Source organism: Spirosoma koreense, from assembly GCF_054777875.1.
In genome coordinates, this window is the sequence record NZ_BAAHAC010000003.1 from 179,404 (window position 1) to 202,511 (window position 23,108).

Genomic DNA, 23,108 nt, shown 5'->3' on the forward strand with positions numbered 1-23,108 from the left:
GCTTTTAGTCCTCTTTTCTGTACAGGACCCAAATCTCGTTAATGGTCGGAAACTGATTGGCTGCCAGGAACTCGTTGATTTTCCAGAAACCCGTCGACGAATAAAACTGGGGTTTGAAACCCAGGCTGTCGATGTGGGCCAGCTTGTCCTTCGAGTCGTTGTACGTAGTGACGAGCCAGGCGCCCCGTACCTGCCGAACTGAATCGGCGTCGGGCGATTTAATGAACTGAATGTTGGTGGCCGATCTCCGATAAAACGTCAGGGGCAGGCCACTTTCGGTCTGAAAAGGCGTGCGGGTCAGGTAGTAAATCGTTGGCGTGGACTGGTCGAACCGGTTGACCAGTTTACGGCTGAATTCGATGGCCTGCGAATACGGATTGAACAGAAAGAACACCAGTACGAGCGTATTGAGGCCGATACTAAAATACGTAATGCCTTTCAGAAACGTGCGGACGCCTTTCTTCGACTGCTCGTAGTAGGTTACTAAGGCTGGAAAGCCCCAGCCCGCCATCACCGGTAATACGTTGAGCACGGGGAACAGAAACCGCTCTTCCTTATGACCGATCAGGCAGTGACCGAGAATAAAAAATACCACGGCAAACGCCAGTGGCTGGCGGTACTGAGTCAAGGTCGCTTTTGTGGTGTAGTAAAACAGGATGATACTCAACGGTGGGCAGCCAATAACCAGCGCCAGGATGAGGATATACACCAAAAAGCTGGACGTACCGAACTCCGCAGCTTTGCCTTCCAGAATATTGACCCGGAAATAATCGTAGGGTGTAAAGACAAACTGGTGATAAAACTGCTCATCGAGCCAGACATTAAGGGCTACTCCGATGCCAAACCCCAGCGCCATTGGCACCAGATGGGCGTATTTTTTCTCGATAAGCACCATCCACAGCCCGAAACCCAGCAAACCAAAGGCAATCTGAAACCGCAGATAAAAAGCCAGGCTGAAGAGCAGACCGGTTAGCAACACATACAGCGTCGTTTCTTTTTTTTGCTCATACAGCAAAATGGCCCCGAAAAACACAATCGACGAAACGATCTCGGAACTGAACAGGGTGCGGATGTAGGGCAGCGTCCAGGATAAGTTGATCAGCAGCAGTACGAAGTATAACCGTTTGGGATCGTTTTTAAAATAATGGATGCCGATGGCATTGAACAGAAAAAAACCGGCCAGGCCCGTCAGTAGCCGCAGCAGGGTCAATTGCGTATAGGCATCCTGTATGGCGAAGAAGCGGCATAGTTTTACGAATCCGGAAAACAAATACACCTGCAGGGTCGGGCGTATGTGGCTGTTCAGCTCCCAGACACTCGTGGCCCCGGACGGTTCGCCCAGTTGCCAGGAAGAAAACTCGATCAGTTGGAAATGCTGGTCAGGATGCAGGAAACCTACCTGCGTAAGACAGAACAGGACTTGAACCAGCAGAGAAACCAGCAATAGCCTTTGTACGGGTGACGAATGAGTCAGTGTCTGGAAAGTTGCAATCATGGTAAATAAGTTAACCGCTTACTGGCTGCCCCAGGCTGGCTGCTCTTCGTCCGGCAGCTCCGTTCGAGCTGGGCTGGGCTATTCGATTGGCTTTTACGACCTCTGTCAGTAATGGGTTGGCAAATTAAGCATAGCAACGGCCAGAATGACTGCTTTCTGGTAAGTTCGTTTAGTTGTTGGGTAACGGACGCTGGAATAAGGCCTGTTTCTGCCCGGGTCGAACCAGTGCATTCCTAAGAAAAATCCGTTCCGGGAAGCGTCCCGAATGGCCGTTTCAACAAAGTAAAGTACGACGTTTTAACAAAGTGGCTGGTTGATCCTGCGCCGAATTTTGTGGTATGAAAATTTCTGAAAAATGACAACTATCACAAATCAACAACGCGTGTTGGTAACCGGTGGGACGGGCTTCGTAGGCGTCCACTGCATTTTACAATTGCTCCAAAAAGGATACTCGGTCAGTACGACCCTCCGCTCACTCAGGCGAAAAGAAGACGTAATCGCCATGCTCAGATCTAGTGGAATCCATGATTTCAGCCGCCTTACCTTTATCGAAGCAGACCTGACCAGCGATGCCAACTGGCCGGAAGCCGTAGCCCATTGCGATTACGTGCTGCATGTCGCGTCGCCCATCGGGTTGAGCATTCCGAAAGATGAAAACGAGATGATTCGTCCGGCCGTCGAGGGAACGCTTCGGGTGCTGCGGGCCGCCCGCGAGGCTGGTGTAAAACGGGTAGTGATGACTTCTAATTTCGGTGCCGTTGGTTACAGCCATACCGACACCACGAAAGTCATTACCGAAGAAAGCTGGACGGACCCGAACGAACCCGGCTTGTCGGCCTACAACAAATCGAAAGTACTGGCCGAACGCGCGGCCTGGGATTTTATGGCGGCCGAAGGCGGGAACCTGGAACTGTCGGTCGTCAATCCGGTGGGTATTTTCGGGCCATCGTTGGGTCCTGATCTGTCGAGCGGTTTCGAATTACTGAAACGGGTACTGGAAGGTTCCATGAAACGGATTCCGAACATGACCCTGGGCATTGTGGACGTACGGGATGTCGCCGACTTACACATCCGGGCCATGACCAGTCCATCGGCCAACGGCCAGCGGTTTCTGGCCATTGCGGGCGACATCATGAGCTTACCCCAGATTGCCCGATTTCTGAACGACCGACTGGGCGATAAGCTTCGGCACATAGCCACGCAACGCCTGCCTGACTGGATTGTCCGGGTTGCTGCCCTGTTTAGTCCAACGGCCCGGAACGTAGTGCCGCTGTTGGGACGTTACCGTACTGCCAGCAACGAAAAAGCCCGAACGCTGCTTGGCTGGAAGCCCCGCAGCAATGAAGAAGCGTTGCTGGCTACGGCGAACAGCCTGATCCAGTTTGGCTTTCTGAAAACAGAATCGTAACCAACTCAGGGTCTGGTTAGCGAAACGCCAGAAAAGGTTGTCGTTGAAAAAATAATTGATGTACGATGAAGAAAGCCACCACAATCGCTTCCTGCTACATTGGCCCCGAGCTGTCGCCCGAGCAGTTTATTCCGGAACACTTCTTTCTCTACCTGACGGCCGGCACCATGACCGTTTATGATGGGCACAAAGACTATAAAATGAAACCAGGTGATTACGGGCTTGCCCGGCGAAATCACCTGGCTAAATACAACAAGCAATACATTGATGGACAATTTGAGAAGGTCGTTGTTGTCTTCGACCAGGCTTTTCTGAAAGCATTCCACGAAAAATATACGGTTGCCATAGCGGCCATGAAATCGTCCGATGCGATCATTCGTTTCGGCAAAAATCCGCTGGTCGACAATTTTATTCAGTCGCTAGCCGCCTATCTCAATGAACAAGGCGATGTTGACGCCGATTTCTCTGACCTGAAACGAAGCGAACTGCTCCTGATTCTACTCAGGAAAAACCCGGAACTGGCCAGTGTCTTTTTTGATTTTACGACGCCTGAAAAAATAGATCTGGAATCGTTTATGAACCGTAATTTCCGGTTCAATGTCAACCTGGAGCGGTTTGCCTACCTGACGGGCCGCAGCCTGACCGTGTTCAAGCAGGATTTCAAACAGATTTTTCGCGAAACCCCGAATCGCTGGCTGCAGAAAAAGCGGCTTCAGGAAGCGTATTTTCTGCTGGACAAAAAAGGGCGGAAAGCGTCTGAAATCTACCTGGAAGTAGGTTTTGAAAACTTATCTCATTTTTCATTCGCCTTCAAAAAAATGTTTGGATTTGCCCCAACCCAACTAGCCGGAAATCAACACGCCATTCACGCTGGATCTTAATACCGTCCGACAAAATTCAGACCCGCAGGGAGCCGCGGAAGCCTCTGGCGGCATAGTACGATTCGGCTCCGTTATGATACAGAAAAACATGGTTGTACCGGCGGTCACAAAACAGCGCACCGCCTACTTTTCGAATGGCTGCGGGGGTTTTTACCCAGCTCGATGTTTTCGTATCGAACTGGCCGAGTTGTTGCAGCGCCCGGTATTGCTCTTCCGTCAGAAGTTCGATGCCCATGGCAGCCGCCATGTCGATGGCGTTCTGTTCCGGTTTATGTTCTTTCCGCGACTCCAGCGCTTCGCGGTCATAACAAACGCTTCGGCGGGCTTTGGGACTCTCTGCTGCGCAGTCATAAAAAACGTATTCACCGGTCGCCTGATCAAACCCGACTACATCCGGCTCACCGCCCGTCCGTTCCATTTCGTAGAGCGACCATAGCTTTTCTGGGTTAGCCGCCAGCTTGGACTGTACGTTAGCCCAGTCGAGACCGGTATGACGTAGGCTGTTTTTTTTGAAGCGGGTTTTCAATAGTCCGAGCAATTCGTCCTGTTGTTCGGTGGACAGTTCTTTGTCAAGGATCATTTCTGTTTTCATGGGTAAGAGATGTCAGTTTAATTGGCTTACAATATTTTCCAGTCGGTTATGGGCCATGTCGATGCCCTGGGCAAACGGTAATTTCATCATCTGATTCCGGAGCGCAACGGATCGGTACACGATCTGCATGGTGAGTTGGCTGGTATTGTCGGTGAGGGAGTCGAATTCCAGAAACTCAAGCTGGACGTCGAAGGGAGCATTTTCCATTTCGAAGGTTCGGATGATTTTTCGGCCCGGAACAAATTCATGAATCGTTCCATTGGCGCGAAAGGCCACGTTGCCCTGCGCATCGCAGGTTTCGAACTGCCAGCTGCCGTGTTTTTTATTTTCCAGTTTCAGCACTTTCGTACCCATCCACTGCTCAACGAGCTCGGGCTCGGTATACGCTTTGAAGAGTAATGTCAACGGCAAATCGAACACCCGGGTGATCATTACTTCCTGTCGGCCATCTTCGGCGGTCACGTTGGTTTTTCGTTTCATTTTTTACTTTCCGGCTTATAGTTTTTCATGACGGCCTCCAGCTTGTTGAATCGGTCGTCCCACATCTGGCGGAAGGGTTCAATGAAGTCGGCTACCTCTTTCATTTTTTGGGCATTGATATGGTAGTAAATCTCCCGGCCATTCTGCTCCTGGGCCAGCAATTCGCATTCGGTCAGTATCTGCAGGTGCTTGGAAACGGTCGGTCGGGCGGTGTCGAAGTTGGCGGCTATGGCTCCCGCACTCATAGCCTGCGAGGCTACCAGCAGCAATATGGCCCGTCGGGTCGGGTCGGCTATGGCCTGAAATACGTCTCGTCTTAAATTCATTGCGTAGTTATTTGACTACAAATATACGTGTAGTTATTTGACTACGCAAATTGTTTTTGGGAGGGGGTAGGGCAGAGGGTATGGGGCAGAGGGGTAAGGGCAGAGGGCATGGGGTAAGGGCAGAGGACATGGGGTAAGGGCAGAGGACATGGGGGTAAGGGTAAATCCGTTCTCAATCCTTACCCCTTACCCCTCTGCCCTTTCCCCCGCGCCCTCTACCCCTGACATGTATCAGCCTGGCTCCTGTTGCCGGTCAGCAGTCGGCAGGGAAGGGGCTGCTACTTTTGTAAGTGCCTGGAAAGGCTGGTGAAGCGCGTCTATGCCTCGGACCCACCGCCGATGGCATGGCGCTTCACGTCAACGATCGATAATCAGACTATGGAAAAGGACTTACTGGGAAAAACGGCTTTGATAACCGGAGCCGCTTCGGGGATTGGCAAAGCAACCGCTTTGTTGTATGGGCAGCATGGTGCCAGCGTCATGGTTTCGGACATAAACGAAACCGCAGGGCAACTGGTCGTCGATCAGCTCGTTGCCGAAGGGAGTGAGGCTCGTTTTTTCAGAGCCGACGTGGGCGATCCGGAGCAGTGTCGGCAACTGGTTCAGCAAACTGTGGCGGCCTTCGGTCGGCTGGACATCGCTTTCAACAACGCCGGGATCGGTGGCGAACTGAACCAGACGGCCGACTATTCGGTGGCAGGCTGGCAGCAAATCATCAACGTCAACCTCAACAGCGTTTTCTATTGCTTGAAATACGAGCTGGAGGTTATGCTGAGCCAGAGTACACCGGGGGCCATTGTGAACATGGCGTCTATTCTGGGGCAGGTGGGTACAGCCCAGTCGCCGGGGTACGTAGCCGCCAAACACGGCGTGGTTGGACTGACCCAGACGGCCGCCATCGAATACGCGGAGCAGAACATCCGCATCAACGCGGTTGGGCCCGCCTACATCGACACGCCGTTGCTGGGTGTATTACCCAACGAGGTAAAAGAGCAACTGGTGGGTCTCCATCCGATTGGCCGGCTGGGTCGGTCCGAAGAAGTTGCCGAACTGGTCGTCTGGCTATCGTCGGAGAAAGCTTCGTTCGTCACCGGATCGTATTACCCCATCGACGGCGGCTATCTGGCCCGATAGATATACCGCAGATGTACCGCGGCCTTCAGTCCGCTTTTTAGAAAGTCAAAAGCGGACTGAAGGCCGCGGTACATCTACACCGCCATTTCCAGCGTTACAGCTTCTTCGGCCAGTAATTCGTTGATAAATTTCTCAGATAGTTCATGCGGCTGGTACTGGCTGAACTCCACGCTGATTTTCTGAAGCTGCTGCTGATACGTTTTGTCGGTCAGTACCTGATTGACGGCTTTGCGGATCTGGTCGGGTTTGGGCGTTTCGGTCTGCAAATCGACGCCCAGCTTACAATATCCGACGCGGCCGGCAATCTCATTTTTGCCTTCGTGGACCCCCGCAGCCACAACCGGTAATTGGTGCTGCAGCGCCAGCATCACGCCACCGTAGCCCCCATTGGTTACGTAGGCACTCACGTGAGGCATGACAGCCTCGAAGGGAATGAAGTCCTCGATGATGAAGTTTTTCTGAGGGTAGCGTTCCCGCAGTTCTGCCGTCGACGAACCGCCCGTTGTGGCAATGACCATCGTGTCGGGGTCGTTTTTGTACGCTTCGAGGGTCGGCACTATGATTTTTTCAACATTCCGCTCTACGGTGCCCTGGGTAACGAGAAGCACCCGTTTATAATCCCGAAGCTGCTGAACAGACGCAAATTCAACTACTTTGCCCGACTTGTGGGGGAGGAGCGGCCCTATGAAGCGGACGTTCGGGCTAATATGTTTCCGGGGATATTCGAAACCAGGAACGCCAATTTGCAGATACAGATCAGTCTGCCGGACTGCCACGTCGAACACAAAACCGGGTACGGGAGCAAGGCCATACTGATGCCGCACCTGATTGTAAAGAGTGTTGCAGGGCTTGAACAGCACATCGTACACAAGGTAGTTCAGTAGTCGGATTACCGGCTGACCCAGGAAGTTCGAGGTAGGTTTCACACCCATACCAGCTGGGGGCACATACGCATCACTCTCCGCCAGGGGTGTTACGCCCACACATACCGACTTAACCGGCAGTAGTTCGCGGATGAGCGTACCTCCGACAAACCCTATATCGTAGATGAGCAGATCGAACGGCCATTCTTCATAGATGCTTTTCAGGTCCTCGACCTGTTCGGGGGCACGGAGCAGGAATATCTGGTTGATGTCGAAGCGCAGGCGGGCAAGCGAGTTTTTGATGGATGCCCGTTCGGGAAACAGACTCTCCATATTTTCGTGGTTGACCGTCTGGGTTTTTTGAAATGGATAATGAGGCAGGCCAAGCCGGGTAACTTTCTGACCGTAATGACCACCGACAAACCAGCGTACATCGTGACCAAGTTGGCTAAGGTGAACCGCCAGGCTGGTGAGCGGACTAAAATGACCATCGAAGGGTACGGTAGCAAAGAGGATACGTTTGTTGTTCATGTGCGTTTGGGTTTACTGCTAAAGCAAATTTGGCCTGCCGACAGGCCCGCTCAAACCACAGGCCGATGAAATGGAAAAAGCCGCTGATGAAGCGGCTATAATTTTTCATGAATTGCGTAGGCGGCAATCCAAAAAAACAGAAGAAAGGGGGCCGATCGATCCGGCAATGATCGTAAAAGGACCTCGATAACGTAAATCAGACCGGTAAATACACGCTGAACGTCGTTCCATGGCCCGGCTCACTCCTGGCAGTAATCGCTCCGCCGTGGTTGGCGGCTACTTTCTCGCAGATGGCCAGGCCAATGCCGGTTCCCGGAAATTCGTTCTTGCCGTGCAGCCGCTGGAAAACCTGAAAGATCCGATCCAGGTATTTTTCATCGAATCCGATGCCGTTGTCGGCTACGTCGATGCGGTAGTACGCAGCCGCCTGCCGGGCTGGTTTCAGCGAAGCGGGCAAAGCGGTCCCCCGGATTTCGTGGGCGTCGATGTGGATAATGGGCGGAGACTCGGGCTGACGAAATTTCAGCGCGTTGCTTACTAAGTTCTGGAAAAGCTGAATCAACTGGGTGATGTCCCCCTGAATCGTCGGTAGGTCACTCACCTGAACCTGCGCCTTTGTTTCTTCGACGGGAACGGATAAATTCTCCAATACGCTGACAACGACCTGCCCCAGTGGCACCGTACCGACGGTTTCCTGCCGGGTAGACAGACGCGAGTAGACCAGCAGATCTTTGATCAGGGCCGACATGCGGGCTGCCGCCGATAGGATTCGGTCCAGATACAGAAGTTCGTCGTCGGCCAGGGTTGTCGAGCGGGTTTTCAGCAGGTCGCCAAACTGCTGAATTTTTCGGAGCGGTTCCTGCAGATCATGGGAGGCAATGTAAGCAAACTGGGTTAGCTTGGCGTTGCTCTGGTTCAGTTCCGTCACCAGCGCTTCCAGATCCTGCTGCGACTGTTCGAGTTTCGCTTTGGCCAGGGCCAGGTCTTCGTTTTGCTGAAGCGTCTGCCCGATGATTTTCTGAGCGTCGATGTTGACCACGAATCCTGTCCAGGCCGTTATCGTTGCTTGATCGGCCGAGACGGGTTGCGCAGAAAACAAATGCCACCGGTACGTTTGAGTACGTTTTTCCTTCAGTCGACATTCAAACTGGAAAAGCTGCCCCAGGGTAGCCTGCTGCGTCCACAACGCCCAGAAGGGGGCGTAGTCATCCGGATGAAGTACGTCTGCCCACCTGCTCTGATTCAGGTGTTGAATCGACCGGCCCGTAAATTCCGTCACCCAGGCATTGGCGTACAGAAGCTGCCCCAGCTGGTTGGCCGTGAAGATCATCAATGGCAGGGAGTTAGTGACCTGCTGATAGTGCTGCTCACTGGCCTGGAGCCGAAGGGATAACTCCTGCAACTGCTCATTTTTTCGCTTGATTTCATCATAAGCCGATATGGGCTGATCGGTTGCAAACTGATCACGCCAGTCGCGTAAGCGTTCGTCGCTGATTTTACGGGAGGACGGCAGGTGGCAATACAGGCTAATCCGACTTTCTTTGCCCGTATTGGCTATTTCCAGCCTGTTGACCAGCCGCTGGGCCGACTGCAGACCCTGATGAAGTGGGTTGGCAATCGGCAGGTCCACGTCTTCGACCACCGCCACCAGCGCCTGGTAGCGCAGATCGTCATCGGTTCCTAGTTTTAATACGGGGATGCTGCCCTGCTCCATGGCATACCGGGCCACTTCCGAAACGGCCGTCGCGAATGTAGTCTGGGCCGAGAGCGACAACCCCGCCAGTTCGGCCAGTTTCATCGCTCGTTTGTGGGCCAGAATCAGGTCCATCTCGTTGTCGAGCCCGATTTTAGCTAACTCCTTCATAAGTTCGTTGCATGCGTCCTACCAGCACCGAGGTGTCATCTGTCTGGCGGGCGTAATCTTTGTAAATAGCAGCTGCCAGTATGGATAAGTCATACCGGTGAATGAACGGATACTTGGCGGGGTCCCAGCGCGATTGCAGGCCATCTGAACCCATCAGCAACAATTGGCCGGGCTCGAAAGCCAGCAGGTGGTTGTGCATGGTATTGGGCAGGTTCATCCCGATAATACCGTTGTAGGCCAGCAGATTTTTGGTTATCAGTCCCCCGCTGATCCTGGTTGCGATGTTGCCTACCCCACACCAGTCCCAGTGTTGCTGCTGGCGGTCGTAGACGACGACTGAGCCCACCAGGCCACGGGTTTTGTTGACCGATCGGTGCATATACCGAATGATCTCGGCGGGGCGATGATCCGGACACAGGCGGAAGGCATCGATAGCCGCCTGAACAGCCTTCGAAGCCTCCGGACCGTGGCCCAGGCCATCGCCTAAAAACAGTTTGATGTGATTGGCGGTCAGCTTGACGTAAGCGCCGTCTCCGCAAGCTGTTTCACCGGGTTTGGAAACCAGCACCGAGCGGTACTCGAACGCGGGTTTTGCCTCCGGCTGATGAAGGGGATTTAGGAAAATCCGGGCCAGTAAAATCGTACCCCAGCCTTTGAGCGAATAAAGCTGAGCCTGGTCGGCCAGCCGCTTGATGGAACCCAGGCCGTGGCCCAGCGTGCTGGTTGTCGAAACGCCGTCCTGCATCATGCGGGTCGGATCGCTCATGCCGGGCCCCCGGTCGATGCTGATCAGCTCGAGCCCGGCGTTGGTCGAGCTACGAACCTGCCGCACCAGCAGTTCGCCCCCGCCCGCGTGTTTGATGAGGTTGGACGTCATCTCGGCCACGATCAGGTCGATTTCGCCCAGCCGCTGCTTGTCGAATGCTAACTCCGCAGCCAGATGGCTCACGCTCTTTTTGATACTGGCCAGATAACTCCGGTCAATCGCCTGAAATCGCACATGCGGAGAGTTATCCATTCTTCCATTTTAAAATTGTCACGGTCGTACCCTGGCCGACTGTACTCTGGATATTGAATTCATTGACCAGACGCTTGCTACCGGGTAAACCCAGGCCCAGACTTTTTCCCGTGGAATAGCCATCCTGCATGGCCAGGGGGATATCGGCAATGCCCGGCCCTTTGTCGCTAAACGTTAAGCGAATGCCCGTTTCCCGCCCCCGGCTGACGACTTCGATACGCACCTCGCCCCCGCCCCCGTACCGGAGCATATTACGCCCTAGTTCGCTGGCTGCTGTAATCAGCTTCGTTTGGTTGACGAGGCCCATTCCGATTTTCACCGCAACTTCTTTGACCCGGTTCCGAAACGGAACCACGTCCTGTTCGCGGGAGATGGTAAGGCTATCCTTACTCAGCGTTATCAGCATCGTCGTCGGTCAGAGAGTCGTCGGGCCCGAGTCGGGCTTGCAGCAGGGCCATCCCCCGTTCCACGTCGAGCGCCGTATATACGCCCGTTAAAGACAAGCCGAGTTCGATAAGGGTAATGGCCACGGCGGGTTGCATACCGACCACCACGGTCTCGGCGTCGAGCACGCGGGTCATGCTGGCAATGTTTCCGAGAATGCGGCCCATAAAGGAATCGACGATGGAAACGGCCGAAATGTCGATCAGTACCCCCCGCGCCCCGGTCTTATGCACCATGGTCACCAGATCCGTTTCCAGGTTCAGGGCCAGCCGGTCGTACAGATCGACCTGAATCGTGACCAGCAGAAAGGCCCCCATTCGGAGAATAGGAATTTTGTCCATAGGTTACGAGGCTAAACGGATTTCTTTTCTGGGTCTACCCGTTTGACGACCAGCCTGTTCATGGAGAAGGCATGCTTGAGGGCGCTGGCCAGGGAGGCTTTCGTGATGATGTTGGATAAGTCGATACCCAGGTGAACCACCGTCTGGGCAATCTCAGGTCGGATGCCGCTGATGATGCAGTCGGCCCCCATCAGGCGGGTGGCGCTCACGGTTTTGATCAGGTGCTGCGCTACCAGTGAGTCGACGGCGGGCACGCCCGAAATATCCAGGATGGCAATCGCACTGCCCGTATCGACAATTTTCTGAAGCAGGTTTTCCATCACGATCTGCGTGCGTGAGCTGTCGAGCGTACCAATGATGGGCAGCGCCAGAATGCCGTCCCAGATTTGGATCACCGGGGTCGAAATATCGCTGATCTCATCGGTTTGCCGGAGAATGACGTCTTCCCGGCCTTTGATAAAGGTTTCGAAGGTGGCTACCCCGAAACTATCCAGCAGGCGGTTGATCTGTAGACTTGCCTGAAAAAGCTGGGTAGGGTCGGCTTCCATTTCCTGCTGGAACAGCTCGAAAATCGCTTCCTTCAGGCTAAAGATGTAAATGCCTGTTTCGCGGGGAGTGTAGCCTTGCCGGGCTCTGGACATCGAAATGCTGCCCAGCAGCTCATACACCTCGTCAAAGTCGACTGATTCTACCTGGCTGATGTTGTCTTCGGTGATCGATCGGGTCAGAAGTTCTACTAATTCCGCCGACTGCACCCTTAACTCATCGTTGGTCATTAAATCCTCGCGAAGATTCTCACTTTGTAGTTGTTTCTGTATCCAGGAGTCGAGGAGTTTGGCTTTGTTTTTTCTGAGGACTTGGGCAATGCTGCTCATAAGGTAAGCAAAATGTTAAAAGTCGATATAGGGTGATTACAAACGAAGAGCAGGCGTTGATTTGCTTTATGCGTACTGGCTGGATGACGGCCGGAAGTTGGAAAATCGTGTCAGATGCCCATGTCTTCATACCTCGAACAAGCCGATACCGGAAGCCGAAGCGCTCGATACGTTTTGACGACTCTAAAGTAGGGATTATTTCAGGTTAATCTAGTATGACTCCAGACAATCCAGACAATAAGGTCCGTGAAACAGGTCTGCCCGGCGCACCGGCATTACATACCCGGCTCTACATCGGTCGAATCGGGACTAAAATAAATATTGGGGGCGGGGTGTTGTTTATACTGCGCCCACTCGGTCAGCCCGTCGGGCAGGTGTTGACTGATCTGCTCGAGCAGATCTTCGAGAAAGCGCCGTTCCTGCTGGTAAAGGCTATGCCTGTATTCGTGCTGGCTTTCGTTGGCTTTCCGGCTCTCGGCGATTACCAGTTTCCAGCGCTCCAGCAGTTTATGCGCGATATCGTTTAAAATCAGTTGCTCATTCATTGGATTAGGGAGAAATTGATCGGTGAACCATAACCACTGGAAGCTGGGGAGAAAGCGGCTGTCCGGCGCTCAGCCATCTGCTGAAAAAAGCGAGGCAGCCGCTCGCTCACCCAACCAAAAAGACCGGAGCTAGGCTATAGAACTTGTGAGCCTAGCTTGCCTTATACAGACCACCGCCTACCAGAGCACTATCGCCGTTGCCCCATCCGTAAAGGTTGTTGCTTTTGATCAGGCCGCTGCCAATGTAGCCGTCGAACAGTTTGCCAATGCGATTGCCGCTACCCGCCGACGAACCTGTCTGGCTACTTTCTTTTGATTTTTTGCTGAAGTATTTATAAAGGCCGTATCCGGCACCCGCTAGCAACGAAGCCCCCAGGGCAATGCCTGCGATGGTGGTTACTTTCTTATCCATGATCGTTTGTAAGGTTGTTTGCAGAAGTAACCTGACGCGGATCAAATGGTTTTGGCCGGGAGAAACAGACCCCTATCCACAGATGACGGTGTTCGGTCGATCGGCTCGTCGATTCCTGCCTGAAATCAGTCGGCCAGGGTCAGTTGCTGGTAGTAAGCCTGGCGTAGTCGATCCCGGGCCCGCATGATGCGCATCTTTACCGCACTGCCGCTAATCTGATGCTGACCGGCCAGCTCGCGCAGGGGTTTATCTTTCTGGTAAAAATCGGTGAGCAACTGTCGATCGGCATAGTTGAGCTGTTGCAGAGCCGTATCGAGTTGGGCGAAGTAGATTTCCTGACTGTCGGCTATATCGATCTGGTTGAGGTGCAGCAGCAGGTCCGGATCATAGTATTCCATCCGGCGGTTGCCCTGTCGCCGAAGGTGCATCAGGCAGTAGTTTCGGGTGACGGTCAGCAGCCACGTTTTCAGGCTGGACTGCCCGGCGTAGCTGTCGATCCGGTGCAGGAGCCGGGCAAACAGTTCCTGGGTCAGATCTTCGGCATCTTCGCCGTTGCGGAGGTAGTGCAGGCAGCACTTGTATACGGTGGGGTAGTGGCGCGAATAAAGCACAGCATAATAAGTAGACTGGCGGGTCAGGACAAATCGGCGGGCGAGTTCTTCATCGGTCAGGGTACGCATTTTCAGGTAGGTCAGTACGGTCAACAAGCGATTAAATAAGTCGCCCACCACGGCGTAAAGTGGGCAAACTGAGTTTCTTTTTTAGTTTTGTTGAGTAGTTCAAGTATGTATATATACCTAAAACTATCATGATTAGTCAGGATTGCCAAGCCCGAGCCGGAGCTGTTGACGAACGCCCTTGTTTTGTATAGCAACCCTTTGATTTCGTCCATTAAAATCCACCGATTGTCGCTTAATCGTCTGTTTATATGAAAATAAATTGTCTCCTTGTCGATGACGATGCTCATTGGCGCACCATTCTGACCAAGTTGGTGCACATGAATGCGATACTAAATCTGGTGGGCACCTGCTCTTCGGCTATGGAGGCCTATACCGTAATGGCCCAGCAGGAAGTCGACTTGCTGATCAGCGATATCGAAATGCCCGACATGTCGGGGCTGGCTTTTGTTCGGAGCATGCGCCAGCCCCCACTGGTGATTTTTATCACGTCTCACCGCGACTACGCGCTGGACTCTTACGAGGTGTCGCCGGTCGATTTTCTGCTCAAGCCCATCGATCCGGCCCGGTTTCTGAACAGTATCGAGAAAGTCCGCCAACGGCTCTGGCACCAGCCCGATCCGGCCCAGACAGCCCCCTACTTTTTCGTCAGGGAGAACCAGCAGTTCGTGCAGATTGCTTACGAAGATGTGCTTTACATGCAGGCGCAGGAGAATTTTCTGCACATCGTCACGACTACGCAGACCGTGATGCCGACCCTGTCGATTGCCCGGATGGAGGAGCAGCTAAAGAGTGATCAGTTTGTGCGGGTTCATCGGTCTTTCATTGTCTACCGGCCAGCCATCAGTCGGATCGGCAAGAACGAGCTGGAGCTCACTTCGGGGCAGATCATACCCATTGGCGATCAGTACCGGGCGCTGCTCCATCGCAAACACATCGACGGAAACCTGTTTAGCCGGGTTAAGTAATATGCGATATGGCACAGTAATGGGCATTATAATCCGAGTTGGGTTCCTGCTGAGCGTCGGCAAAACGACCCTGCAGGCTCAACCAACAAATTCTATTCTCTTACTAAAGCGCCGGCTTGCGCTGGCCACCGCCGACACCAGCCGCAGCCGGTTAGCCTGGGAACTGGGCAATCAGTACCAGTCAGTCCATATCGATTCCTGCCTGCATTACCTGCACCAGTCGCTGGCACTGGCCCGGCAAAGCCATGATTCGTTCGCAACCGCCCGGGCTATGTACCAGCTCGGCTATGTTTATCTGTACGCGCTGAAGGACGAAGCCCGGGTGGTGAGCTGGCTGAACCAGGCCAAAGCCGTTGCCAGTCGGCAGGGTGATAATCTGCACCTGACCCGCTGCTACCAGTTGCTGACCATCGTGGCCATGCATCAGCGCATTGGCGATCCCTTCGAATTATTCGCTCTGGCCCACCAATACGCGCAGAAAACAGGTAGCTATGTAGAGTTGTCGGATGTGTACGCCCTTGGGGTAGAGCTGTATGGGTGGTATAGAAAGTACCATCAGGCCGAACGCTATTGCTTACAGGCAATGGCCATTTATCGTCGGTACAACCTGGATCGCTGGTTTACAGCGGGTCTGGATTACTGCGATTTACTGAAGGAGCAGGGCAAAACGACGCAGGCACTGGCGGTCGCGCATCGACTGGCGTCGGTAAGGCATTTGTTGCCCCAGACCGACGGGGTATTTGTATACTTCAATGATATGGCCCGCCTGTGTGTATATCTGCGGCAATTCGCCCAGGCGGAAGCTTACCTGCTCCGGGGGCTGACTGACGAACAAAAACGATCCAGGCCCGATACGATTCATCTGTCGCATTATTACCAGAACCTCGCAGACCTGTACGTTGCCAAAGGCGATTACCAGAAAGCTTACCTGGCCAGTGAGAATCTGGCCGAAGTTCGGTTGTGGTTGCAGCGCACCCGCCAGACCCGCGACGTGAAACTTCAGATGACCCAGTTGAAGGCCGCTCTGGATCTGGAGAAAAAAGAGCGTCAGATTTCGGTTCTTCAGGCCCGGCAGCAACGGCAGTGGTTCTACCTGGTAGGTACGCTGACGGCTACGGTATTGCTGATCGGGTTTCTGCTGATGCTCCAGCGCAACAAGCAGCGCCTGGAACGGCAACGTGCGCAACTGGCGCAACTAAACGCCACAAAAGATAAACTATTTGCGGTGCTGTCGCACGATCTACGTTCACCCGTCGCCAGTCTTCAAAACTTCCTGCTGCTACACGACTGGGGCATGCTGAGCAAGGAAGAGTTTGCCGAATCGACCCAGAGCCTGTCTGAGCGGCTGACGCAGGTACATACCATGCTGGAAAACGTACTGAACTGGGCTATCGGGCAATTGGGCGGCTACCGGGCCCGCCAGGTGAATGTCCGGGTAGCCCCCCTTATCGAGCAGGAAATTCGCCTGCTGCAGACCGTTGCCGATACCAAACGCATCGACATACGGTGTGAACTGGCCGCCGAGCTAAGTCTGTTGGGCGATCCGGACCATCTGGCGATCATTGTCCGTAATCTGCTGCAGAATGCACTCAAGTTTACGCCAGCCGGGGGGCGCATTTGGGTGCGGGCGGAGCCACAGGGTGTGATGAGCTGTCTGACCATCCGGGATACGGGCATCGGGATGCCGACGACCCAACTGACAACCCTTTTTCAGATGGATCAGAGTTCGTCGCAACCCGGAACGGCGAACGAACCAGGGGTAGGGCTAGGGTTGCCGCTGGTCAAGGAACTCGTTACACTCAACAAAGGAATTGTTCGGGTCGAAAGCCGGGAAAATGAAGGGACTACGTTCTTTCTTTACTTCAGACAAACGACTGCGGCACATAGCCAGATGGATAAGGTGCCGTTTAGCCCTGCTACGGCTGGCGAGTAAGGCGGGCTGACAACGGACCTCTAGCGCCGTGAAGCGGCAATCTATACCGTCAGCAGTATCAGAACGGCCTCGTTGGATAAAGCTTCGAACTCTACCCGGCCGTCCTGAACCTGCCGCAGCGAAAGGCCGTCCCGTTCGTGCAGGAGCCGATCGGCGACTTCAAATGCTCCCTGAATCACGAACACATAAATGCCCTGGCTGGCCGATTCGAGGAGAAATGCGCCTTCCTGCCGGCCGGCAAACTGACCGATATACCCCCGTCGGGCGGGGGATGTTTCTGCCAATTCGAAAAGCGGCAACAGCGTATTCTTCTGGCTAAGGTCGATGTCGGTGATAACTAAATCCGATCCCGAAGCACCCATGGAGCTGGTTAGCCAGCCTTGCAGAAGATCGATGTGTTCGGTCTCGTAGGGGTTGCTGATGGTGTAGTACATACCGGCCGATAACGTTAATAAACCCGCTTGCCCAGGCTCCACAAACCCGGTGTGTGATGGGCCGGCAGGGTTCCCGAACTGGTATTCCAGCCCCCCGTTTACCGGCAGCAGCAGCACGTGCGTGTGCTCTGCAACCTGTAGCGACAGACTGGCACCGGCCCGCAGGGTATCGTCGTTCAACAGTTGTAAACTACCAAAGGGCATCCGACTATCCTGCTGATAGGCCCCGAAATTAAAACTGTGGTAGCTTCGCACAGACGGCGTTTGCGAGCAACCCCGCTGGTCGGCCAGGTAGATCTGCGCCTGAATTTGGGTATCCATTTTTTCTAATTCGTCGGGACAATCATTTAGGGCTGCCAGGTAGCAATGCTTAGATACGGCTGTAGGGCAATCAGATCCGTTTCGACCTCTTTTTCTTCGCTGATGGCGGTCCGTTGGTCGCCGTAGGCTACGAGCAGGTGATTACCCACCGTGTCGATCCAGGTAATCGGGTCGCTGTAAAAGAGAATCGCCACGCGGTGCGCCTGCTTGTTTTCGACGTGTGACTGAATGATCTCGAAGTTGAACTGCGAAAAAGGCAGACACAATTTGCCCGACACGTTGGCCATATCCGGCATCAGGTTGTTGAGTTGCCGGATGTAGCCGATCGCGGCTGCGCTGGTCAGGGCATGCAACCGTTCGGCCTGGGGTACGTGCGTTACCAACTCCTGAAAGGTTGCGTACCGGTTGCCAGGATCGAAGGTTTGCGCCTGCATGAAAAACTCCATGTAGGTATCGTCGAATACGTACTTGTCCCACAATTTCTGGGAATTGGCGTCGATGATTTTTCGGTACGTCAGGCGAATCAGACCTTTCACGGGTTCGATGGATAACAGAAATTAGCAGCGTACGGAGCGTAGTGGCTCTCCGTACCCTCAATGGATGAAAACCTAAGCTGTGCTGGCAAAATCCGCTTTAACCTTTGCCAGCACAAGCCGTCAGGCGCTGACGACAATGGTATGGGTCAGGGTGTAACCCGCTGAAATACTGCCCGAAACAGTCGCTAACTCGTTGGTATAGCCGTCGCCAAAGACGTTGTCTTTTTCGTTGAGCGTATCCTGCGTTCCTTTCGTGTAGCCATATGATTGCGCCGTCGAATAAACGGTGTTCGTAATGTCGTAGGGAAAAGCAATCTGGGTGACCAGCAGCGATTTACCCGAGGCATTGTAGATGTGCACGTGAACGTGGGGTGCCCGACCCGAATACCAGCCCGGAAAGATGGAAGTGAAACTAACCAGCCCATTGCTGTCGGTTGTCTGACGGCCCCGCAGAAAGTGTACACTCGTATAATTAGTGCTCTGCATGCCCGTGCCGCCGTACTCGGAGTAGTTACCGGCCTTATCGCAATGCCAGACATCGACCAGGGCACCGGCCAGTGCTGCGCAACTGGCGTTGGCATTTTTGATGGTGATGTTCATGGTAAGAGCTACCCCGGTCTGACCGTCGGTAATGTCTTTTCGCACGTAACTGGCTGGGGTTTTGGTCGGAAACGGACCTTCGGTCTCGCTGTTGGTAACCGTACAGTTGCCCGACGAACTACCGTTGGTCGAACCCGTGGACGTACTGGTGCCTGTATCGGTACCGCTGGTCGTCGGATCGATTTCGGTTTTGTTGCACCCGCCCACGACCGGAGCGATGGCGGCTATGCCTAATAAACTACTGAATCCGCGTTTCAAAAATTCTTTGCGTTCCATGTGGTAAACGATTGAAAGGAGTCTGGAAAAATGTTGGATAACAGATCGCTGGTTGGCGGCAACTGGATTCGCCCCGGGTCCGGACCAGGACGATGTCTATACTGCCTAAACCAAACATAATTTTGTTTTTTCGGATGCGAGAAGGATCTGATAAGTCCTTTCAGTATCTATTAGCGCAGAACCCCCCTGTTTCGTTGCATCGGCTTGGGCATTAGCGGTAAATGCCCGATTTTTATCGGTGAATGGGCGTCGCTTTTCAGACTATTCGGGTTGCTCGTTGTAGATAAACACAGAGCGGAAGCGTGGCGGCCTTTGGTCGCTGTGTCTCCACTGTCGTTCCAAAAAATTGCTGTATGCTCCTGTCGAGATGGATTGGTTATGCCCTGCTTTTTTGCCTGAGTCTGCCGGTGAAGGCGCAACCTTCAGACCAGGTCGGAACGCTTCCGTTAAGCATCCATATCCTGTATTTCGATCAAAGCAGCGATCGACTGCGGCCAGGCGTCAAAATAGCGTTGGATTCGGTGGCCAGACAATTGGTCAGTCAACCCCGGTTGATGGCGATAATCACGGGCTATACGGATGTCATTGGCAAGCGCGAATTGAACCTGGCGCTGTCGGAACGCCGGGCCCGAATGGTTGAACACTACCTCAACCAGCGCGGAGTGTCGACCGATCGGATGAACGTGCAGTGGCAGGGACCTGACACCAACGTGTCGGCGGAGGATTCGAAAGCGGTAAAAACCATCCGCCGACGAGTGGCAATTCTGCTGGTGCCCAGGTAATTTATTCGAAAGCTCTTCTGCTAGTACATGGCTTTCCTTACCTAATCAGGCATGGCCCAGCTCGAACAGATTTGTCATTTTACTGTTTGACTAACCGAACTGCGGGCGGGACGACTCCCGAAAGCGTCTGCCAATAAATACCGGCCAACCGCTACCGGAGGGTATCTGACTGAACAGAAACGGATCTCAATCGCTGAAGGCGAATGGAAAAATCGATATCATGAGAATCGCAACGTACAACATAAACGGAGTCAACGGTCATCTGGCTATCCTGCTGCGCTGGCTTGAAGAAACCCGGCCCGATGTAGTGTGTCTGCAGGAGTTGAAAGCTCCTCAGGAAAAGTTTCCCGAACAGGCCCTTCAGGAAACGGGTTACCAGGCGATTTGGCAGGGACAGAAAAGCTGGAACGGGGTGGCTATTCTGTCGAAAGTTGGTACCCCTGTAGAACTTCGTCGATCACTGCCCGGCGACGACGAGGATAGCCACAGCCGTTATCTTGAAGCCTCGGTCAATGGGCTCCTCGTCGGCTGTCTGTACCTGCCCAACGGGAACCCGGCCCCCGGTCCTAAACTGGATTATAAACTGGCCTGGCTGAAGCGATTACAAGCTCATGCCCAGGACTTACTGATTCAGCAGGTGCCGGTTGTACTGGCCGGGGATTTCAACATCATTCCTACGGAGCAGGATGTGTACAAGCCCGCGAGCTGGGTCGCCGATGCGCTGTTTCTGCCCGAGGTTCGGGAGGCTTATCGGCAGTTGCTCGCCCAGGGATGGACGGATGCTATCCGAAAGCTATACCCCGATGAGACCGTTTATACATTCTGGGATTACTTCCGGTACTCCTTCAGCCGGAACGCCGGGCTACGCATCGATCACTTGCTGGTAAGTCCGGAGCTGGAAAAACGCCTGCAAGCGGGCGGTGTCGACCGCCAGGTTAGAGGCTGGGAAAAAGCCAGCGATCATGCGCCCGTATGGATCGAGGTCGATTAATACGGGCGCATGATGTTGGGAGTGGAGCCAGTTTCAGCTGGTAACCAGCCAGGAAACCCTGTCTTGTCGATGGCTTATTTGCGAACCACCACCCCGCCGGCTATTCGGGCACCGCTGTTGCCGGTAGGATCTGTCATCTGATCGTCTTCACCGGCATGAATGATCAGTGCGGACCCGTCTTTGTCGAACAAAGTCAGGGGACCGTCCGATAGAGTAATGCGGTTGGTTGTCGTGATCAACGTGCCATTGCCCTGGCTGTCTACCACCAGATTCGGCAGATCGCCCGCGTGTGCCCCCATTGGATTGTTCAGCCCATGTTGATGGCTGGCCGGATTATAATGGGACCCTGACGAGTTGAAAGCGGGCACGTCCTGAGGTTGCGCTACACCGATCGCATGAAAATGGATACCGTGCTTGCCCGCCGGTAATCCGCTAACGGTTACCGTCAGACTTACGAGCCCGTCGCTATCTTCGGCCAGCTGAGCTACCCCCACACTGCCGCTGCTGTTGATTAGGGTTGCCGTGGCGGCTGCCCGGGGCACATTCTGGTGGTCGGTGCAGCCCGCCAGTAGACCGGCTATCGCCAGCCCCACGCCATACCACCTGGCCAGCGCCTGGCACTGATGGAGGAGGGTTTTCCGCTGAGAAGCCAATGGCTGGCTCTGGTGACTGGTCTGGCGTTGCGCTCCGTATTTTTTGTTCGGGTTGAGGGGCAAAGAAAAACTTGCTGACATAGTGGTTGGAACGAGGCTTGGTTTATGGAGCTGATAAGCTGTTAGTGGTCAGACAGCTAGTGCCCGATCGAAGCTAAGGTAAGTAAAGCGGACGGAGACCAGTCAGAAAAGGCTATCAACTCCCGTCTATTGGGGGTAAACGACCGAGTTAGGGTTGTAAAGACTGTCCTGGGGATTCGGAGTGAACTGCAAAGTCATATTGGCGCTCACCGGCCGGATCGGTTTCGTTTATCACGCGTATTGGCCGCTGATGTAGTTTATATGTCAGACTTGTCAAGCTACCTTATATTGCATAGTTCCTTGTTAAACAACTATCCTTATGAAGTATTTCTGTTTCGGTTTGCTGACGCTAACCCTGCTGGCCTGCGATACGGCTGACCGCAAAATTTCAGTTACGGACTCCGACGATACCTACACGTTCTTTGCCCGATACGACCCGGACAAAGACCAGGAGGTTAAGGAATATATCAACCGTAAAATGGCCAGTACCACCGTGACCGGCGAGCAGGTGGATGTTACAACCAGGCTGGACGACAATACTGAATTTAAACTGGAAGAATGGCCGGGGGAGGTACGGATAAGCCTGGACAAAAGGGCTAACTCCGATGCGTCTTATCGCCGGATCAAGGCTATGTGTGAGGGCGTAAAGAACGTCGTTGCGGATGAATAAAAATCGAAGCGCGCCATAATTGGGGAAGGGGGCAGCAGTAAACCGATTCCTGACTTAGCTTTTCAGCCTACACCATCCGAAAGCCGAAACGGGCTGTGGTCGCCTGGAGGTCAGCTTTTATCTTCACTGCCGTTGTCTTACCATCATGAAACAGTTTCTTCTTCTGGCCGGGTTGGTTATTCTGCTTAGTTCATTCGATCATAAAGAGCTGAGCTGGGTGGCCATCGGCGATTCGATTACGTATTTGAATGAACACCGCAACGAAACCGGCGATCGCATTAGTAAGGGCTACATGAGCCGGGTGATTGAAAAATTGCCGTACATCCATTACACCAACCAGGGCCACAATGGCTGGACGGCGGGCCGGATTGCCGAGCAGATCGAGACCCTGGGGTTAACCAAAGCGGATGTGTATTCGGTCTTCCTGGGTACCAACGACTGGTGGGCGGGCCGACCCCTGGGCCGCCTGACGGACTACCAGACCAATACGGGAAACGCGACCGTGTATGGCTCTTTTCGGCTGATCATCGATAAACTTCGCCGGCTCAATCCCGACGCGCCGATTATCCTGATTACGCCCATGCAGCGGGTCGATTTTGTGTACCTGGGGAATTTCAAAAACAACGCCTTCGGGTCTTACAAAGCGAAGAATGGCCAGTTTCTCGAAGCCTTTGCCCAGGCAATCGATTCTATCGGTCACTACGAGCACCTGCCCGTGGTCGACCTATATCACCTGAAAAAGCTGCGTATGAAGAAACTGGTCAAATACAAACGGCTGAAAGATCCGCAGACCGGCGCGTACCGCAACTATCCCTACCCAAAGTTTATCGACGTTCCGTTCAATCCTGAATCAGACGAGTATCCATACCCAGTAGAAGCCATCGATCAGACATACGATGGCCTGCATCCGTCCGACAAAGGCTACGAATTAATCAGCCGCCAGTTGATCAAAATCCTGAAAAACTATTGAACATCAG

The 23,108-nt window shown here is 53.7% G+C and carries 26 protein-coding genes; 9 read left to right on the forward strand and 17 right to left on the reverse strand.

The annotated features are described in order from the left end of the window. Positions 1-4: 4 nt before the first annotated feature. Complete coding sequence (locus tag ACYVC2_RS04195) at positions 5-1,495, reverse strand: glycosyltransferase family protein (protein WP_461101041.1); 1,491 nt, start codon at positions 1,493-1,495, stop codon at positions 5-7. Between the two features lie 355 nt (positions 1,496-1,850). Between ACYVC2_RS04195 and ACYVC2_RS04200 the strand changes: the two genes are divergently transcribed. Together ACYVC2_RS04200 and ACYVC2_RS04205 are read left to right on the forward strand one after the other, a co-directional pair. Next, a complete protein-coding gene (locus ACYVC2_RS04200) occupies positions 1,851-2,903 on the forward strand; it encodes an SDR family oxidoreductase (RefSeq protein ID WP_461101042.1) in 1,053 nt (350 codons plus the stop codon). Between the two features lie 65 nt (positions 2,904-2,968). Then, a complete protein-coding gene (locus ACYVC2_RS04205; RefSeq protein WP_461101043.1) occupies positions 2,969-3,784 on the forward strand; it encodes a helix-turn-helix domain-containing protein in 816 nt (271 codons plus the stop codon). Between the two features lie 16 nt (positions 3,785-3,800). On the opposite strand, the gene ACYVC2_RS04210 is transcribed toward ACYVC2_RS04205, so the two are convergent. From ACYVC2_RS04210 to ACYVC2_RS04220, 3 genes are read right to left on the reverse strand one after another with little or no spacing between them, the layout of a single operon-like run. Next, on the reverse strand, positions 3,801-4,376 hold the full coding sequence (locus tag ACYVC2_RS04210; protein ID WP_461101044.1) for a DUF4256 domain-containing protein: 576 nt from the start codon (positions 4,374-4,376) through the stop codon (positions 3,801-3,803). A gap of 12 nt (positions 4,377-4,388) precedes the next feature. Next, positions 4,389-4,856 (reverse strand): SRPBCC family protein, encoded by a 468-nt coding sequence (locus tag ACYVC2_RS04215; protein ID WP_461101045.1) that lies wholly within the window; start codon positions 4,854-4,856, stop codon positions 4,389-4,391. Then, positions 4,853-5,182, reverse strand: a complete 330-nt coding sequence (locus tag ACYVC2_RS04220) for an ArsR/SmtB family transcription factor (protein WP_461101046.1) — start codon at positions 5,180-5,182, stop codon at positions 4,853-4,855. The genes ACYVC2_RS04215 and ACYVC2_RS04220 overlap by 4 nt, the downstream gene beginning before the upstream one ends. A gap of 378 nt (positions 5,183-5,560) precedes the next feature. Here ACYVC2_RS04220 and ACYVC2_RS04225 point away from each other — a divergent pair, with 378 nt between their 5' ends. Beyond that, entirely contained in the window at positions 5,561-6,316 is a 756-nt protein-coding gene (locus ACYVC2_RS04225) for an SDR family oxidoreductase (protein ID WP_461101047.1), read from the forward strand. A 74-nt stretch (positions 6,317-6,390) separates the two neighbouring features. On the opposite strand, the gene ACYVC2_RS04230 is transcribed toward ACYVC2_RS04225, so the two are convergent. The 9 genes from ACYVC2_RS04230 to ACYVC2_RS04270 form a co-directional block, all read right to left on the reverse strand. Further along, on the reverse strand, positions 6,391-7,710 hold the full coding sequence (locus tag ACYVC2_RS04230; protein WP_461101048.1) for a glycosyltransferase: 1,320 nt from the start codon (positions 7,708-7,710) through the stop codon (positions 6,391-6,393). Between the two features lie 196 nt (positions 7,711-7,906). Continuing rightward, positions 7,907-9,574: a sensor histidine kinase gene (locus ACYVC2_RS04235; protein ID WP_461101049.1), complete on the reverse strand. Its 1,668-nt coding sequence runs from the start codon at positions 9,572-9,574 to the stop codon at positions 7,907-7,909. Beyond that, positions 9,558-10,592: an ATP-binding protein gene (locus ACYVC2_RS04240; protein ID WP_461101050.1), complete on the reverse strand. Its 1,035-nt coding sequence runs from the start codon at positions 10,590-10,592 to the stop codon at positions 9,558-9,560. The genes ACYVC2_RS04235 and ACYVC2_RS04240 overlap by 17 nt, the downstream gene beginning before the upstream one ends. Next, on the reverse strand, positions 10,585-10,998 hold the full coding sequence (locus ACYVC2_RS04245; RefSeq protein ID WP_461101051.1) for an anti-sigma regulatory factor: 414 nt from the start codon (positions 10,996-10,998) through the stop codon (positions 10,585-10,587). The genes ACYVC2_RS04240 and ACYVC2_RS04245 overlap by 8 nt, the downstream gene beginning before the upstream one ends. Continuing rightward, positions 10,979-11,377, reverse strand: coding sequence for an STAS domain-containing protein (locus tag ACYVC2_RS04250; protein ID WP_461101052.1), 399 nt, complete (start codon positions 11,375-11,377; stop codon positions 10,979-10,981). Before ACYVC2_RS04250 ends, ACYVC2_RS04245 begins: the two co-directional genes overlap by 20 nt. A gap of 11 nt (positions 11,378-11,388) precedes the next feature. Beyond that, a complete protein-coding gene (locus tag ACYVC2_RS04255; protein WP_461101053.1) occupies positions 11,389-12,252 on the reverse strand; it encodes an STAS domain-containing protein in 864 nt (287 codons plus the stop codon). Between the two features lie 275 nt (positions 12,253-12,527). Next, positions 12,528-12,797: a hypothetical protein gene (locus tag ACYVC2_RS04260; protein WP_461101054.1), complete on the reverse strand. Its 270-nt coding sequence runs from the start codon at positions 12,795-12,797 to the stop codon at positions 12,528-12,530. A 151-nt stretch (positions 12,798-12,948) separates the two neighbouring features. Then, positions 12,949-13,209 (reverse strand): hypothetical protein, encoded by a 261-nt coding sequence (locus ACYVC2_RS04265; protein ID WP_461101055.1) that lies wholly within the window; start codon positions 13,207-13,209, stop codon positions 12,949-12,951. Between the two features lie 125 nt (positions 13,210-13,334). Further along, a complete protein-coding gene (locus ACYVC2_RS04270) occupies positions 13,335-13,937 on the reverse strand; it encodes an RNA polymerase sigma factor (RefSeq protein ID WP_461101056.1) in 603 nt (200 codons plus the stop codon). A gap of 200 nt (positions 13,938-14,137) precedes the next feature. Between ACYVC2_RS04270 and ACYVC2_RS04275 the strand changes: the two genes are divergently transcribed. Both ACYVC2_RS04275 and ACYVC2_RS04280 read left to right on the forward strand, forming a co-directional pair. Next, a complete protein-coding gene (locus ACYVC2_RS04275; protein WP_461101057.1) occupies positions 14,138-14,854 on the forward strand; it encodes a LytR/AlgR family response regulator transcription factor in 717 nt (238 codons plus the stop codon). A 19-nt stretch (positions 14,855-14,873) separates the two neighbouring features. Beyond that, positions 14,874-16,787, forward strand: coding sequence for a sensor histidine kinase (locus ACYVC2_RS04280; protein WP_461101058.1), 1,914 nt, complete (start codon positions 14,874-14,876; stop codon positions 16,785-16,787). Between the two features lie 41 nt (positions 16,788-16,828). On the opposite strand, the gene ACYVC2_RS04285 is transcribed toward ACYVC2_RS04280, so the two are convergent. From ACYVC2_RS04285 to ACYVC2_RS04295, 3 genes are all read right to left on the reverse strand, one after another. Continuing rightward, positions 16,829-17,542 carry a pirin family protein gene (locus ACYVC2_RS04285; RefSeq protein ID WP_461101059.1) on the reverse strand — a complete coding sequence of 238 codons (714 nt, stop codon included), beginning with the start codon at positions 17,540-17,542 and terminating at the stop codon, positions 16,829-16,831. 26 nt (positions 17,543-17,568) lie between these two features. Beyond that, complete coding sequence (locus tag ACYVC2_RS04290; RefSeq protein WP_461101060.1) at positions 17,569-18,078, reverse strand: hypothetical protein; 510 nt, start codon at positions 18,076-18,078, stop codon at positions 17,569-17,571. Positions 18,079-18,198: 120 nt separating this feature from the next. Further along, the gene (locus tag ACYVC2_RS04295) at positions 18,199-18,954 is read right to left on the reverse strand and encodes a dioxygenase family protein (RefSeq protein WP_461101061.1); all 756 of its coding nucleotides are present in this window, start codon (positions 18,952-18,954) and stop codon (positions 18,199-18,201) included. A gap of 353 nt (positions 18,955-19,307) precedes the next feature. Here ACYVC2_RS04295 and ACYVC2_RS04300 point away from each other — a divergent pair, with 353 nt between their 5' ends. Together ACYVC2_RS04300 and xth are read left to right on the forward strand one after the other, a co-directional pair. Next, positions 19,308-19,736: an OmpA family protein gene (locus ACYVC2_RS04300; protein ID WP_461101062.1), complete on the forward strand. Its 429-nt coding sequence runs from the start codon at positions 19,308-19,310 to the stop codon at positions 19,734-19,736. Between the two features lie 220 nt (positions 19,737-19,956). After that, complete coding sequence (xth, locus tag ACYVC2_RS04305; protein ID WP_461101063.1) at positions 19,957-20,727, forward strand: exodeoxyribonuclease III; 771 nt, start codon at positions 19,957-19,959, stop codon at positions 20,725-20,727. 74 nt (positions 20,728-20,801) lie between these two features. Here xth and ACYVC2_RS04310 read toward each other — a convergent pair whose 3' ends face one another. Next, positions 20,802-21,461, reverse strand: coding sequence for a superoxide dismutase family protein (locus ACYVC2_RS04310; RefSeq protein WP_461101064.1), 660 nt, complete (start codon positions 21,459-21,461; stop codon positions 20,802-20,804). A gap of 319 nt (positions 21,462-21,780) precedes the next feature. Between ACYVC2_RS04310 and ACYVC2_RS04315 the strand changes: the two genes are divergently transcribed. Further along, positions 21,781-22,131: a hypothetical protein gene (locus tag ACYVC2_RS04315; protein WP_461101065.1), complete on the forward strand. Its 351-nt coding sequence runs from the start codon at positions 21,781-21,783 to the stop codon at positions 22,129-22,131. Between the two features lie 145 nt (positions 22,132-22,276). Then, positions 22,277-23,101 (forward strand): SGNH/GDSL hydrolase family protein, encoded by an 825-nt coding sequence (locus tag ACYVC2_RS04320; RefSeq protein WP_461101066.1) that lies wholly within the window; start codon positions 22,277-22,279, stop codon positions 23,099-23,101. The last annotated feature ends 7 nt before the right edge of the window (positions 23,102-23,108 follow it).

Bases quoted from the DNA above. Each gene is read 5' to 3' on its own strand.
- ACYVC2_RS04195 (WP_461101041.1), bottom strand. From the start codon at position 1,495: ATGATTGCAACTTTCCAGACACTGACTCATTCGTCACCCGTACAAAGG.
- ACYVC2_RS04200 (WP_461101042.1), top strand. From the start codon at position 1,851: ATGACAACTATCACAAATCAACAACGCGTGTTGGTAACCGGTGGGACG.
- ACYVC2_RS04205 (WP_461101043.1), top strand. From the start codon at position 2,969: ATGAAGAAAGCCACCACAATCGCTTCCTGCTACATTGGCCCCGAGCTG.
- ACYVC2_RS04210 (WP_461101044.1), bottom strand. From the start codon at position 4,376: ATGAAAACAGAAATGATCCTTGACAAAGAACTGTCCACCGAACAACAG.
- ACYVC2_RS04215 (WP_461101045.1), bottom strand. From the start codon at position 4,856: ATGAAACGAAAAACCAACGTGACCGCCGAAGATGGCCGACAGGAAGTA.
- ACYVC2_RS04220 (WP_461101046.1), bottom strand. From the start codon at position 5,182: ATGAATTTAAGACGAGACGTATTTCAGGCCATAGCCGACCCGACCCGA.
- ACYVC2_RS04225 (WP_461101047.1), top strand. From the start codon at position 5,561: ATGGAAAAGGACTTACTGGGAAAAACGGCTTTGATAACCGGAGCCGCT.
- ACYVC2_RS04230 (WP_461101048.1), bottom strand. From the start codon at position 7,710: ATGAACAACAAACGTATCCTCTTTGCTACCGTACCCTTCGATGGTCAT.
- ACYVC2_RS04235 (WP_461101049.1), bottom strand. From the start codon at position 9,574: ATGAAGGAGTTAGCTAAAATCGGGCTCGACAACGAGATGGACCTGATT.
- ACYVC2_RS04240 (WP_461101050.1), bottom strand. From the start codon at position 10,592: ATGGATAACTCTCCGCATGTGCGATTTCAGGCGATTGACCGGAGTTAT.
- ACYVC2_RS04245 (WP_461101051.1), bottom strand. From the start codon at position 10,998: ATGCTGATAACGCTGAGTAAGGATAGCCTTACCATCTCCCGCGAACAG.
- ACYVC2_RS04250 (WP_461101052.1), bottom strand. From the start codon at position 11,377: ATGGACAAAATTCCTATTCTCCGAATGGGGGCCTTTCTGCTGGTCACG.
- ACYVC2_RS04255 (WP_461101053.1), bottom strand. From the start codon at position 12,252: ATGAGCAGCATTGCCCAAGTCCTCAGAAAAAACAAAGCCAAACTCCTC.
- ACYVC2_RS04260 (WP_461101054.1), bottom strand. From the start codon at position 12,797: ATGAATGAGCAACTGATTTTAAACGATATCGCGCATAAACTGCTGGAG.
- ACYVC2_RS04265 (WP_461101055.1), bottom strand. From the start codon at position 13,209: ATGGATAAGAAAGTAACCACCATCGCAGGCATTGCCCTGGGGGCTTCG.
- ACYVC2_RS04275 (WP_461101057.1), top strand. From the start codon at position 14,138: ATGAAAATAAATTGTCTCCTTGTCGATGACGATGCTCATTGGCGCACC.
- ACYVC2_RS04280 (WP_461101058.1), top strand. From the start codon at position 14,874: ATGGGCATTATAATCCGAGTTGGGTTCCTGCTGAGCGTCGGCAAAACG.
- ACYVC2_RS04285 (WP_461101059.1), bottom strand. From the start codon at position 17,542: ATGGATACCCAAATTCAGGCGCAGATCTACCTGGCCGACCAGCGGGGT.
- ACYVC2_RS04295 (WP_461101061.1), bottom strand. From the start codon at position 18,954: ATGGAACGCAAAGAATTTTTGAAACGCGGATTCAGTAGTTTATTAGGC.
- ACYVC2_RS04300 (WP_461101062.1), top strand. From the start codon at position 19,308: ATGCTCCTGTCGAGATGGATTGGTTATGCCCTGCTTTTTTGCCTGAGT.
- xth (WP_461101063.1), top strand. From the start codon at position 19,957: ATGAGAATCGCAACGTACAACATAAACGGAGTCAACGGTCATCTGGCT.
- ACYVC2_RS04310 (WP_461101064.1), bottom strand. From the start codon at position 21,461: ATGTCAGCAAGTTTTTCTTTGCCCCTCAACCCGAACAAAAAATACGGA.
- ACYVC2_RS04315 (WP_461101065.1), top strand. From the start codon at position 21,781: ATGAAGTATTTCTGTTTCGGTTTGCTGACGCTAACCCTGCTGGCCTGC.
- ACYVC2_RS04320 (WP_461101066.1), top strand. From the start codon at position 22,277: ATGAAACAGTTTCTTCTTCTGGCCGGGTTGGTTATTCTGCTTAGTTCA.